Here is a 12726-nt window from a genome sequence, read left to right on the forward strand (position 1 = left end):
CGTAATAAGAAATGAATCGCGATGTGTTCGAGTCTCTCAAATGCTTACAACCGCAGTGGAAACACTTGTGGGTTGTGAGGTTAAGCGACTAAGCGTACACGGTGGATGCCCTGGCAGTCAGAGGCGATGAAGGGCGTGCTAATCTGCGATAAGCGACGGTAAGCCGATATGAGGCGCTACAACCGTCGATACCCGAATGGGGAAACCCAATGCAATTCGTTGCATTATCATTAAGTGAATACATAGCTTAATGAGGCGAACCTGGGGAACTGAAACATCTAAGTACCCAGAGGAAAAGAAATCAACCGAGATTCCCCCAGTAGCGGCGAGCGAACGGGGAACAGCCCAGAACCTGAATCAGTTTGTGCAGCAGTGGAAGCCTCTGGAAAGTGGCGCGATACAGGGTGATAGCCCCGTACACGAAGCTGCACTTATTGTGAGTTCGATGAGTAGGGCGGGACACGTGACATCCTGTCTGAATATGGGGGGACCATCCTCCAAGGCTAAATACTCCTGACTGACCGATAGTGAACCAGTACCGTGAGGGAAAGGCGAAAAGAACCCCGGCGAGGGGAGTGAAACAGAACCTGAAACCGTGTACGTACAAGCAGTGGGAGCCTTGATTTATCAGGGTGACTGCGTACCTTTTGTATAATGGGTCAGCGACTTATATTCTGTAGCAAGGTTAACCGTATAGGGGAGCCGCAGGGAAACCGAGTCTTAACTGGGCGTTAAGTTGCAGGGTATAGACCCGAAACCCGGTGATCTAGCCATGGGCAGGTTGAAGGTTGGGTAACACTAACTGGAGGACCGAACCGACTAATGTTGAAAAATTAGCGGATGACTTGTGGCTGGGGGTGAAAGGCCAATCAAACCGGGAGATAGCTGGTTCTCCCCGAAAGCTATTTAGGTAGCGCCTCGTGAACTCATCTCCGGGGGTAGAGCACTGTTTCGGCTAGGGGGCCATCCCGGCTTACCAACCCGATGCAAACTGCGAATACCGGAGAATGTTATCACGGGAGACACACGGCGGGTGCTAACGTCCGTCGTGAAGAGGGAAACAACCCAGACCGCCAGCTAAGGTCCCAAAGTCATGGTTAAGTGGGAAACGATGTGGGAAGGCACAGACAGCCAGGATGTTGGCTTAGAAGCAGCCATCATTTAAAGAAAGCGTAATAGCTCACTGGTCGAGTCGGCCTGCGCGGAAGATGTAACGGGGCTAAACCATGCACCGAAGCTGCGGCAGCGACGCTTATGCGTTGTTGGGTAGGGGAGCGTTCTGTAAGCCGTCGAAGGTGGACTGTGAGGTCTGCTGGAGGTATCAGAAGTGCGAATGCTGACATAAGTAACGATAAAGCGGGTGAAAAGCCCGCTCGCCGGAAGACCAAGGGTTCCTGTCCAACGTTAATCGGGGCAGGGTGAGTCGACCCCTAAGGCGAGGCTGAAAAGCGTAGTCGATGGGAAACAGGTTAATATTCCTGTACTTGGTGTTACTGCGAAGGGGGGACGGAGAAGGCTAGGTTATCCGGGCGACGGTTGTCCCGGTTTAAGCGTGTAGGCTTGCATTCCAGGCAAATCCGGAATGCTCTAAGGCTGAGGCGTGATGACGAGCCACCACGGTGGTGAAGTAACTGATGCCATGCTTCCAGGAAAAGCCTCTAAGCTCCAGGTAACACGAAATCGTACCCCAAACCGACACAGGTGGTCAGGTAGAGAATACCAAGGCGCTTGAGAGAACTCGGGTGAAGGAACTAGGCAAAATGGTGCCGTAACTTCGGGAGAAGGCACGCTGGCGCGTAGGTGAAGGGACTTGCTCCCGGAGCTGAAGCCAGTCGAAGATACCAGCTGGCTGCAACTGTTTATTAAAAACACAGCACTGTGCAAACACGAAAGTGGACGTATACGGTGTGACGCCTGCCCGGTGCCGGAAGGTTAATTGATGGGGTTATCCGCAAGGAGAAGCTCTTGATCGAAGCCCCGGTAAACGGCGGCCGTAACTATAACGGTCCTAAGGTAGCGAAATTCCTTGTCGGGTAAGTTCCGACCTGCACGAATGGCGTAATGATGGCCAGGCTGTCTCCACCCGAGACTCAGTGAAATTGAACTCGCTGTGAAGATGCAGTGTACCCGCGGCAAGACGGAAAGACCCCGTGAACCTTTACTACAGCTTGACACTGAACATTGAGCCTTGATGTGTAGGATAGGTGGGAGGCTTCGAAGCGTGGACGCCAGTCTGCGTGGAGCCAACCTTGAAATACCACCCTTTAATGTTTGATGTTCTAACCTGGCGCCGTAATCCGGCGTGGGGACAGTGTCTGGTGGGTAGTTTGACTGGGGCGGTCTCCTCCTAAAGAGTAACGGAGGAGCACGAAGGTCAGCTAATCACGGTCGGACATCGTGAGGTTAGTGCAATGGCATAAGCTGGCTTGACTGCGAGAGTGACGGCTCGAGCAGGTGCGAAAGCAGGTCATAGTGATCCGGTGGTTCTGAATGGAAGGGCCATCGCTCAACGGATAAAAGGTACTCCGGGGATAACAGGCTGATACCGCCCAAGAGTTCATATCGACGGCGGTGTTTGGCACCTCGATGTCGGCTCATCACATCCTGGGGCTGAAGTAGGTCCCAAGGGTACGGCTGTTCGCCGTTTAAAGTGGTACGCGAGCTGGGTTTAGAACGTCGTGAGACAGTTCGGTCCCTATCTGCCGTGGGCGCTGGAGAATTGAGAGGGGCTGCTCCTAGTACGAGAGGACCGGAGTGGACGCATCACTGGTGTTCGGGTTGTCATGCCAATGGCATTGCCCGGTAGCTAAATGCGGAAAAGATAAGCGCTGAAAGCATCTAAGCGCGAAACTTGCCTCGAGATGAATTCTCCCTGACTCCTTGAGGGTCCTGAAGGGACGTTGAAGACTACGACGTTGATAGGCCGGGTGTGTAAGCGCAGCGATGCGTTGAGCTAACCGGTACTAATGACCCGTGAGGCTTAACCTTACAACGCCAGAAGTGTTTTGGTGGTTGTGTGTGAGAGAACCATCAATTTCAGCTTGTTCGAAACGGATTGATTCGCGTGGCCTGCAGGGCGGCGCGGATAACAGAATTTGCCTGGCGGCTTTAGCGCGGTGGTCCCACCTGACCCCATGCCGAACTCAGAAGTGAAACGCCGTAGCGCCGATGGTAGTGTGGGGTCTCCCCATGCGAGAGTAGGGAACTGCCAGGCATCAAATTAAGTAAAGTGACGTAATCGTCACCTGCAGTTTTGCTGATATGGCTCAGTTGGTAGAGCGCACCCTTGGTAAGGGTGAGGTCCCCAGTTCGACTCTGGGTATCAGCACCAGTATTAAAGCATGAGTTCGGTAAATAAAGAATTTGCCTGGCGGCTTTAGCGCGGTGGTCCCACCTGACCCCATGCCGAACTCAGAAGTGAAACGCCGTAGCGCCGATGGTAGTGTGGGGTCTCCCCATGCGAGAGTAGGGAACTGCCAGGCATTAATTAAACAAAAAAGCCCCATGCGAAAGCATGGGGCTTTTTTGTCTGTGTTGCATTCAGACTGTGAATCATTTTCGGTCAAATATCGCCCCCGATGCCAACAAGTGGCAGCAGGGTGCGATGACATGCAGCGAATTGTACAGCCGGTCGGTTAGTGAATAACCTGCGACAGAAATGCACGAGTACGCTCGGACTGAGGATTGGAGAAAAATTGCTGCGGTGGCGCTTCCTCAACGATTTCACCACGATCCATAAAGATCACCCGATCGGCAACGGTACGCGCAAAGCCCATCTCATGGGTGACGCACAGCATAGTCATACCGTCCTCCGCCAGCCCAATCATGGTATCCAGCACTTCCTTCACCATTTCCGGATCGAGCGCCGAGGTGGGTTCATCAAACAGCATGATCTTCGGCTTCATACAGAGTGAACGGGCAATCGCCACGCGTTGTTGCTGACCACCTGAAAGCTGCCCAGGAAATTTATGTGCATGCTCTGCAATGCGCACGCGTTGCAGGTAATGCATGGCCAGCTCTTCCGCTTCTTTCTTTGGCGTCTTGCGCACCCAGATCGGTGCCAGAGTACAGTTCTGTAACACAGTAAGGTGGGGGAACAGATTAAAGTGCTGGAACACCATGCCGACTTCGGTACGTACGCGCTCAATGTTACGCAGGTCATCATTCAGCAACGTCCCATCGACCACGATGCGCCCTTTCTGATGCTCTTCCAGATGATTGATACAACGAATAGTTGTAGATTTACCTGAGCCGGAAGGACCACACAGAACGATACGCTCGCGCGGTTTGACCTTCAGATTAATATCTTTCAGGACATGAAACTGCCCGAACCACTTGTTAACATTTTCGAGCGTAATCATCATCGCGTTGTCAGAATTAGTCATCGTCATTTTAAACCTCAGTGCGGTGTACGCCCGGTGTGAAAGCGCTTCTCCAGATGCTGGCTATAGCGCGACATGCTGAAACAGAAAATCCAGTAGACCAGAGCAGCAAAAACATAGCCTTCGGTCGACATACCAAGCCAGGTCGGGTCGACGGTTGCCTGCTGAACACTACTGAAAAGATCAAACAGACCAATGATGATGACCAGACTGGTATCTTTAAACAGTGCAATAATGGTGTTTACCAGCCCCGGAATTACCATCTTCAGCGCCTGTGGCAGTATCACCAGCCCTTGCGTTTTCCAGTAACCCAGCGCCAGCGATTCAGCCGCTTCGTACTGGCCTTTTGGCAGCGCCTGTAGACCACCGCGCACTACTTCAGCCACATAAGCTGATTGGAACAGGATCACTCCAACCAGGGCGCGTACCAGTTTGTCGATACTGGTGCCCTCCGCCATAAATAGCGGCAGCATCACCGAAGACATAAATAGCACGGTAATCAGCGGTACGCCGCGCCAGAACTCGATAAAGATTATCGATAATGTGCGGACCACCGGCATATGTGAACGGCGACCTAACGCCAGCAGAATCCCCAACGGCAGTGCGCCTGCAATACCAATTGCAGCGATGATTAGCGTCAGAGTTAAGCCACCCCACTGTCGTGTTTCAACGCGCTCCAGGCCAAACCAGCCTCCGTACAGCAATAACCAGGCGATGACAGGATAAGTCACCGCCCAGACGGCGATGTAGCGGCCACGGCGCGGCAGACTTTTGATAAACATGGGTATAATCGACAGCAAGCCAATGACCAGCGCCAGATTAATGCGCCAGCGTAGCTCGTGCGGATAGAGCCCATACATGAACTGACCAAAGCGGGCGTGGATAAACACCCAGCATGCACCCTCCTTAGTACAGTCGGCACGGGTTGTGCCAAACCAGTTTGCCTGGAAGATTAGCCAGTTAAGTGCAGGGGGAAGCAGGCTCCAGATCACCCAGACGCAGAAAAGCGTTAACAGGGAATTTGTCCAGCTGGAAAACAGATTCTTTCTAGCCCATTTCACCGCGCGAGAAAACGCATTGGTCGGCACGGGCGGTATTTCATGAGTGGTTACAGTCATAATGGCACCGTTCTCTTAACGCTCAACCAGGGCGATTTTGCGGTTATAGATATTCATCAACAGCGAAATAGACAAGCTGATGGTCAGGTAGACCGCCATGGTGATGGCGATAGTTTCAATCGCCTGACCGGTCTGGTTAAGCACCGTTCCGGCAAACAACGACACCATATCCGGATAGCCGATAGCTGCTGCCAGCGATGAGTTTTTTACGACATTAAGATACTGGCTGGTTAGCGGGGGAATAATCACCCGCATCGCCTGCGGGATAATCACCTGACGCAGGGTGACCGGATTCGGTAATCCCAATGAAAGTGCAGCTTCGCTCTGACCATGCGGTACCGACTGAATGCCTGAGCGAATCACCTCAGCGATAAACGAAGAGGTATAAATCGACAGTGCCAGGGTCAGCGCCGCCAGCTCAGGTATCAGTGCAAAGCCTCCACGGAAGTTAAAGCCGCTCAGTTCGGGCACGTTCCAGTGCACCGCCGCGCCGAAAATCAGATGAGCGCCCAACGGTAACAGAATCAGCATCACCAGCGCCGCCGGCCAGCTACGACGCAGCTGGCCGGTTTTTAGCTGGTGTTTACGATTAAAACGGAATAACCCGATGCTGCCAGCAATCGCTATCATCAACGCGATCAGAAATGGCAGAGTGCCAGGCGCAGATTCCGGCCAGGGTAAGTAGAGACCGCGGTTACTGACAAAGGCGAGATCGAAAGCGCTTAATGCCTGGCGCGGGCCGGGTAAATTGCGCAGTACCGCAAAATACCAGAAAAAGATCTGCAACAACGGCGGGATATTACGGAAGGTTTCGATATAGATATTGGCGATTTTTCGCAACAGCCAGTTGTCAGACAAGCGGGCCAGGCCGATGAAAAACCCCAGCAATGATGCAAAAACAATACAAAGTGCGGAGACCAGCAGCGTGTTGGTCAGGCCGACAAGAAACACCCGTGCGTAGGTATCGCCATCTGAATAATCAATCAGATGCTGCACAATACCGAAACCTGCACTGCGTTCGAGAAAGCCAAAGCCGGAGGTAATGCCGCGGTTGGACAGGTTAATCACGGTGTTGTGAACCAAATATCCCACAACTACCAGCACCGCGACAATCGCGATAATCTGATATAGCCATGCGCGCACCGCAGGATTACTGAAGGAAAAATCCCTTTTGACGGTTGGGCGTTGAGACATGATGAAACCTCAGCTACAAGAACTCTGGCCTGAGCACCGCGTGTGCGGTGCCCGGTAGACAGGGGGGATTAACGAACCGGCGGTGCGTACTGGATGCCGCCATCTTTCCAGAGAGCATTCTGACCACGAGCAATTTTTAGCGCGCTGTCTTTACCGACGTTACGATCAAAACTTTCCTGATAGTTGCCTACCTGTTTGATGATGTTGAACGCCCACTTGTTGTCGAGTTTCAAATCCTTTCCGAAATCACCCTCAGTACCTAATAAGTGAGCCATATCTGGCGTGGTAGGTTTGGCTGCCATCTGATCGACATTCTTTGATGAAACACCCATTTCTTCCGCATTGAGCATGGCGTTAAATGACCATTTGACGATAGTGAACCAGTCATCATCGCCCCGTCGAACAACCGGGCCCAGCGGCTCTTTAGAGATCACTTCCGGCAATACGATAAATTCTTCAGGTTTACCCAGTTTTATACGCAGTGCATACAGCTGTGACTGGTCAGAAGCCAGGGTATCGCAGCGGCCAGTGTCCAGCGCTTTTGCTGATTCATCTGAGCGGTCGAAGGTTACCGGGATATACTTCATGTTATTAGCTTTGAAGTAATCGGCGACGTTCAGTTCGGTATCGGTGCCTGCCTGAATGCAAACGGTTGCACCATCAAGCTCCTTAGCACTTTTTAATCCTGCTTTGTTGTGCGTCAGGAAGCCGATACCGTCGTAGTAGTTGACACCGGCAAACATAAAGCCCATGCCGCCATCCCGTGCTGAGGTCCAGGTGGTATTACGTGACAGGATATCGACTTCGCCAGATTGCAGAGCGGTAAAGCGCTCTTTGGCTGTCAGTGCGGTATATTTTACTTTATTGGCATCACCAAATACTGCCGCTGCGGTAGCACGACAGATATCCACATCCAGGCCGGTAAATTTGCCGCTGGCATCAGCATAAGAGAAGCCAGGCAAACCGTCACTGATACCGCACTGCACAAAGCCTTTCTTCTTAATCGCATCCAGCGTGGCGCCAGCATATGCCTGACTGGTGGCTGCGAGCAGCGTGGCAGTAGCTACCAGAGTTGAAAGCATCATCTTATTCATAAGGCATCCTGTGTGACGTAGTGTTTTTTTATGTGTTTAGTACACTTAAAGGTCGTGCACTTTTCCTGTCTGCGGCTGTTAGCCATCCACCACTCTGCAAACGCAATGCCAAAGTTGCGGAATCCTGAATTAGCTAGAAAGAGATATTAATAACCTAAGGTAACCAGATAGTTTGTCTAATATCCGCACCAAAGAGAGGCAAAGCCAGACGGGGCGATCACAATTAGTGCAAAAATTTTCACCAGATATCAGCATTGTGACCGGCAGCGCACTTGCAGATGTCCGATTTAAGAATGGGCAAAAAAAAAGCCCGTCTGATAACAGACGGGCTTTTTTACAAGGAGGGAATTAATAGAGCGAAGAGGCGCCGGCTGGCCGGGTTTTAAAGCGGCGATGTAGCCACATATACTGGCTTGGCGCACGCATGATTTCCTGCTCAATCACTTTATTCATATAGGCTGCGGCGTGATGTTCATCTTCCAACGGGTAATCACGCAGTTCAGGCTGGATCACCAGTTCATAACCGCTACCATTCTCTTTACGAATCAATACCACGGTTACCATTGCCGGATTAGCCAGACGCGCCAGCATGTAAGTACCGCTGGTGGTGGCAGCTTGTGGCACGGCGAACAGCGGTGCAAACACGCTGCCCTTCGGGCCGTAATCCTGGTCAGGAGCGAACCAAACGGCTTCACCCTGTTTTAGCGCGCTAACCATACCGCGCAGATCGCGACGGTTAATCATCGCTTTGTTGGAGCGCATACGACCTTTGGTTTGTACCCACTCCATCATTTTATTGTTGTGCGGGCGATACATCGCCATCATCGGCTGGCAGATGCCCATTGCACGGCCACCCAGTTCGAGCGACATAAAGTGCACACCAATAATCAGCGCGCCGCGTTTATTTTCCTGTGCCTTTTGCAGATTATGCAGGCCATTGACGGTGAACCAACGTTTCACACGTGCATCTGACCAGAACCAGGCCATACCGGTTTCCAGCAGGCCCATACCCAACGATTCGAAATTGCTGACGATGCGCTGCTCGAGAATTTCCGATTGCAGGTCCGGGAAGCAGAGTTCCAGATTACGGCGGGTAATGCGCACACGGCGCTTCAGGAAGCGCATTGAGGTGCGTCCCATCCAGGTGCCGAGCTTTTCCAGTAGCGGGAAAGGAAGCTGGACCAGCAGAAAAAGCAGACCCAGGCCTGCCCATGTCGACCAGTAACGCGGGTGGAGCAGATCGCGAGAGAAGGCCGGTGGCGCTTTTGGTGCTTTCATTATTTTCTCTTTATGCATAAGTGGATGGTGTAACGCATAAAGAAATTAATCTATCGCGGTACATTGCATCAGACATCGTTAATGACCAGAAGTTGAGGGCTTTGCTGAAACTTTACATAAGTCAGAGAAGTCCGACCGCAGGCGGGTATTCCACAGTGCTCACTTTGGCAGCAGCACCGTTAACACAATGAACCGAAACTTAGTTACTGTAATCTTATCAGAAACTTAGTCGAAGACTATTGGTGACGCTTGATTATTCTACGCCTAAATCATTGTCTTTGATAGTAAATTTACGTGATTGCAAGGTTGTGGCTGTTGGTTTAATACTATGTTGTTATTGCGTAACTCAATGGATGAGTTATGGACAAGGAGAGCAGTTATGGCATGGATATATCAACAAAGTACCGGGCAGTTGTCTCACAATGGCAGGTTGGTTGCTACAGGTTACGCTGGCAAAGACGAGGGTAAAAATATTCCCGATATGCAGGACAGAGTCGATATTGGGCCGCTTCCTCGAGGGAACTACACGATCACCAATCCGTTTCATCATCCTCATACTGGTCCTTATTCAATGCGTCTGCAGCCCTCTCATGGCAACGTAATGTATGGCCGTGCCGGTTTTCTTATTCACGGTGATAGTATTGAAAATCCGGGTGAGGCTTCAAATGGCTGCATTGTTATGCCGCCTGATGTGCGAAGGAGAATATGGACTAGTGGCGATCGGCAACTGGAGGTGATTTGGTGAATAAACTCATATTGTTAACATGCCTGCTTTTTTCTTTTTCTGTCAGTGCAAAGAAAGCGGATTGCCATTCATGGCCAATGAATATGGCCGAAGTATGGTTGAAGAATAATAATGTTGCCGATATTACTCATCTGGACAGGACAAAAACTGAGATTAAACAGTTGGCGGCGCAAAAGAAAGCGGGTGGGATAACCACTGAGATCTGGCATTTTATTTTCCATGATAATAGCGGCAAAGCTTATGAAGTGATTACCCAAAGCGATGCAAATCTGGAAGAGTGTTCAGCCAGTGAAGTAAACGTATTTCTGATTGCCAGCAGCACAATCAACCACTGAAGTGGGGCATAACTGCATACAAAGAAAAAGGCGCTTTATCAGAAGATAAAAGCGCCTTTATTCAGACATTTAGCTGATTAATCAGTTCATGCCGTATTTTTTCAGTTTCTTACGCAGCGTACCGCGGTTGATGCCCATCATCAGGGCTGCACGGGTCTGGTTGCCACGGGTATATTGCATCACCATGTCCAACAAAGGCTGTTCAACTTCAGCCAATACCAGCTCATACAGATCATTGACATCTTGACCATTCAATTGAGCAAAATAGTTCTTCAGTGCCTGTTTGACCGAGTCACGCAGAGGCTTTTGGGTAACCTGATCCTGTGAGTTAACGGTAGAAACGGTCAGTACGTCAGAATTTACGCGTTGTTCGAACATAGTTCTGTCAGCTCTTTATTTCTGTTTACGCAAGTTTTTCGAAGTATGCCTCCAACGCCTCCAGCTGTTCGCTGGCATCCTCAATGGCGTTGAATGTGCGCCGAAACTGGTCGTTCGGGGCGTGCTCCTGGAGATACCAGGAGACGTGCTTCCGGGCAATACGGTATCCCTTGCGCTGACCGTAAAAGTCGTGCAGTTCCCGTAAGTGCCCGATGAGCAAGCGCTTAACTTCTGCCAGCGGCATCGGTGCCAGCAGCTCCCCAGTGTCCAGATAGTGCTGGATTTCCCGGAAGATCCACGGTCTTCCCTGAGCAGCACGGCCTATCATCAGGGCATCAGCCCCCGTATAGTCGAGTACTGCTCTGGCTTTGTGCGGGTCAGTAATGTCTCCATTCGCGATAACCGGAATGGAAACGTTCTGCTTAACTGTCCGAATGCTGTCATATTCAGCGTCACCGTTGAACAAACAGGCGCGTGTGCGTCCATGTATTGTCAGGGCCTGAATACCACAGCGTTCAGCCAATTGGGCAATCTCTACGCAGTTGCGATTGTCTGTATCCCAGCCGGTGCGAATCTTTAAGGTCACCGGTACGTCAACGGCATTGACCACCGCAGAGAGGATAGACTTCACCAGCTCCGGGTGTTGCAGCAGTGCCGAACCTGCCATCTTGCGATTCACTTTTTTGGCCGGGCAGCCCATATTGATATCGATGATCTGCGCGCCAGATAAAGCATTAAAACGCGCAGCTTGTGCCATCTCATCAGGGTCACATCCGGCAATTTGCACGGTGCGAATCCCGGGCTCGTCACTGTGTACCATACGCAAACGGGATTTATCGCTCGCCCAAACTTCCGGGTTAGACGATAACATCTCCGATACGGTCATTCCGGCCCCCATGTCATGACAGAGCGTCCTGAACGGCCTGTCAGTAATACCGGCCATCGGGGCTGCTATCAAACGATTACGAAGCTGGTGTTGTCCTATGCGCATGAAAAGAAGTGACCATATATGTTCGCAAGGCGGCGTATATTACGCATTTTTTAACGAAGATGAAAGGCCAAACTTTGAACAATTGGCAGTAACAGATCAAGCAAAACCGCCTCAGAGGTAGGTGCTCTGATATTTTACCTTTCTATACAATGAGTTAAAAAATAACGACGAAATTGTGTACAAAGATTTTTCTTTTTTTGTGAGCCTGTAAGCAACATAAATCACGCCATAAACGGCGGTTTACGTGATAACTGACGTGCTAAAAGCGCCGCTACAGAGTTTCACCTAAGTAAAAAGGGTAGCGGCGCTGGAAAACTGGTAATTAGCGGCGAATGCCTGTAATCCGGCACCATTCCTCTTTTTCGGCGACCGGATCAAGAGCAAATTTATCAGCATAGGCTTCACAAACGCTGTCTGCCTGGCTGGCGAGTACGCCGGAAAGGCCGAGGTGTCCGCCCTGTTTTGGCAGCACGCTAATTAGCGGTGACAGCTCACGTAACGGACCCGCGAGAATATTGGCTACCACCACGTCGGCAGACAGGTTTTCCGGCTGCTGATGCGGCAGGTAGAGCGACAAACGCTCTGAAACACCGTTACGCTCGGCGTTATCGCGGCTGGCCTGAATCGCCTGCGGATCGATATCGATGCCAATCGCCTGCGCGGCACCCAGTTTCAGAGCTGCAATCGCCAGAATGCCGGAGCCACAGCCGAAGTCGATGACGGTTTTGCCCTGCAAGTCGAGGCCATCAAGCCACGCCAGGCACAGTGCGGTCGTCGGGTGAGTACCGGTGCCAAACGCCAGGCCGGGATCGAGCATGACATTCACCGCAGAAGGATCGGGCACGTCGCGCCAGCTTGGGCAGATCCACAGACGATTGCCGAAACGCATTGGATGGAAATTATCCATCCACTCGCGCTCCCAGTCTTTGTCTTCAATCTGTTCGATCTTGTGGTGAAAACCTTCGCCCAGCAGCGGGTGAAATTGCAGACCGGCAACCACGTCGTGCATATCGGTTTCGGCATCAAACAGTCCGATCACATCGGTATCGCCCCACAGACGCGTTTCGCCCGGCAGCGGTTCAAATACCGGATTATCGTGGGTATCCTGGAAAGTAACGGATACCGCGCCGTGTTCAATCAGCGCATCGCCCAGCTCTTCGGCATGAGCACCAGTGGTGTTGATCTTAATTTGTATCCAGGGCATAGCGATT

At 51.5% G+C, this 12726-nt stretch carries 10 protein-coding genes, 1 tRNA gene and 3 rRNA genes; 6 read left to right on the top strand and 8 right to left on the bottom strand.

What is annotated here, in order from left to right:
• The first annotated feature begins 78 nt into the window (after positions 1-78).
• The 4 genes from RIN69_RS02155 to rrf (RIN69_RS02170) all read left to right on the top strand — a co-directional run bounded on the left by RIN69_RS02155 (position 79) and on the right by rrf (RIN69_RS02170) (position 3482).
• A 23S ribosomal RNA gene (locus RIN69_RS02155) occupies positions 79-2988 on the top strand.
• Positions 2989-3098: 110 nt separating this feature from the next.
• A 5S ribosomal RNA gene (gene rrf / locus RIN69_RS02160) occupies positions 3099-3214 on the top strand.
• A 41-nt stretch (positions 3215-3255) separates the two neighbouring features.
• Positions 3256-3331 (top strand) — tRNA-Thr (locus RIN69_RS02165).
• A gap of 35 nt (positions 3332-3366) precedes the next feature.
• Positions 3367-3482: ribosomal RNA gene (gene rrf, locus RIN69_RS02170) — 5S ribosomal RNA — on the top strand.
• A gap of 153 nt (positions 3483-3635) precedes the next feature.
• Here the strand turns inward: rrf (RIN69_RS02170) and RIN69_RS02175 are convergent.
• The 5 genes from RIN69_RS02175 to lpxP all read right to left on the bottom strand — a co-directional run bounded on the left by RIN69_RS02175 (position 3636) and on the right by lpxP (position 9066).
• The gene (locus RIN69_RS02175) at positions 3636-4391 is read right to left on the bottom strand and encodes an amino acid ABC transporter ATP-binding protein (RefSeq protein ID WP_313855270.1); all 756 of its coding nucleotides are present in this window, start codon (positions 4389-4391) and stop codon (positions 3636-3638) included.
• An 8-nt stretch (positions 4392-4399) separates the two neighbouring features.
• Entirely contained in the window at positions 4400-5500 is a 1101-nt protein-coding gene (locus RIN69_RS02180) for an amino acid ABC transporter permease (RefSeq protein WP_313855271.1), read from the bottom strand.
• Between the two features lie 15 nt (positions 5501-5515).
• Positions 5516-6694, bottom strand: a complete 1179-nt coding sequence (locus tag RIN69_RS02185) for an amino acid ABC transporter permease (RefSeq protein ID WP_390902491.1) — start codon at positions 6692-6694, stop codon at positions 5516-5518.
• Positions 6695-6762: 68 nt separating this feature from the next.
• Complete coding sequence (locus tag RIN69_RS02190; protein ID WP_313855273.1) at positions 6763-7788, bottom strand: amino acid ABC transporter substrate-binding protein; 1026 nt, start codon at positions 7786-7788, stop codon at positions 6763-6765.
• A 348-nt stretch (positions 7789-8136) separates the two neighbouring features.
• A complete protein-coding gene (lpxP, locus tag RIN69_RS02195; protein WP_313855275.1) occupies positions 8137-9066 on the bottom strand; it encodes a kdo(2)-lipid IV(A) palmitoleoyltransferase in 930 nt (309 codons plus the stop codon).
• A gap of 379 nt (positions 9067-9445) precedes the next feature.
• On the opposite strand from lpxP, the gene RIN69_RS02200 reads away from it, so the two are divergent.
• Together RIN69_RS02200 and RIN69_RS02205 are read left to right on the top strand one after the other, a co-directional pair.
• A complete protein-coding gene (locus RIN69_RS02200; RefSeq protein ID WP_313855276.1) occupies positions 9446-9811 on the top strand; it encodes a tlde1 domain-containing protein in 366 nt (121 codons plus the stop codon).
• Complete coding sequence (locus RIN69_RS02205) at positions 9808-10146, top strand: hypothetical protein (RefSeq protein ID WP_313857561.1); 339 nt, start codon at positions 9808-9810, stop codon at positions 10144-10146. Before RIN69_RS02200 ends, RIN69_RS02205 begins: the two co-directional genes overlap by 4 nt.
• An 81-nt stretch (positions 10147-10227) precedes the next feature.
• Here the strand turns inward: RIN69_RS02205 and fis are convergent, their stop codons facing one another.
• The 3 genes from fis to prmA all read right to left on the bottom strand — a co-directional run bounded on the left by fis (position 10228) and on the right by prmA (position 12719).
• Positions 10228-10524 (bottom strand): DNA-binding transcriptional regulator Fis, encoded by a 297-nt coding sequence (fis, locus tag RIN69_RS02210; protein ID WP_000462905.1) that lies wholly within the window; start codon positions 10522-10524, stop codon positions 10228-10230.
• Positions 10525-10549: 25 nt separating this feature from the next.
• The gene (gene dusB / locus RIN69_RS02215; RefSeq protein WP_390902495.1) at positions 10550-11515 is read right to left on the bottom strand and encodes a tRNA dihydrouridine synthase DusB; all 966 of its coding nucleotides are present in this window, start codon (positions 11513-11515) and stop codon (positions 10550-10552) included.
• A 322-nt stretch (positions 11516-11837) separates the two neighbouring features.
• Entirely contained in the window at positions 11838-12719 is an 882-nt protein-coding gene (gene prmA / locus RIN69_RS02220) for a 50S ribosomal protein L11 methyltransferase (RefSeq protein WP_313855278.1), read from the bottom strand.
• Positions 12720-12726 lie beyond the last annotated feature (7 nt).

Origin of the sequence: Winslowiella toletana (assembly GCF_032164335.1) — a bacterium.
In the GTDB taxonomy this organism is placed as follows: Bacteria; Pseudomonadota; Gammaproteobacteria; order Enterobacterales; family Enterobacteriaceae; genus Erwinia; species Erwinia toletana_A.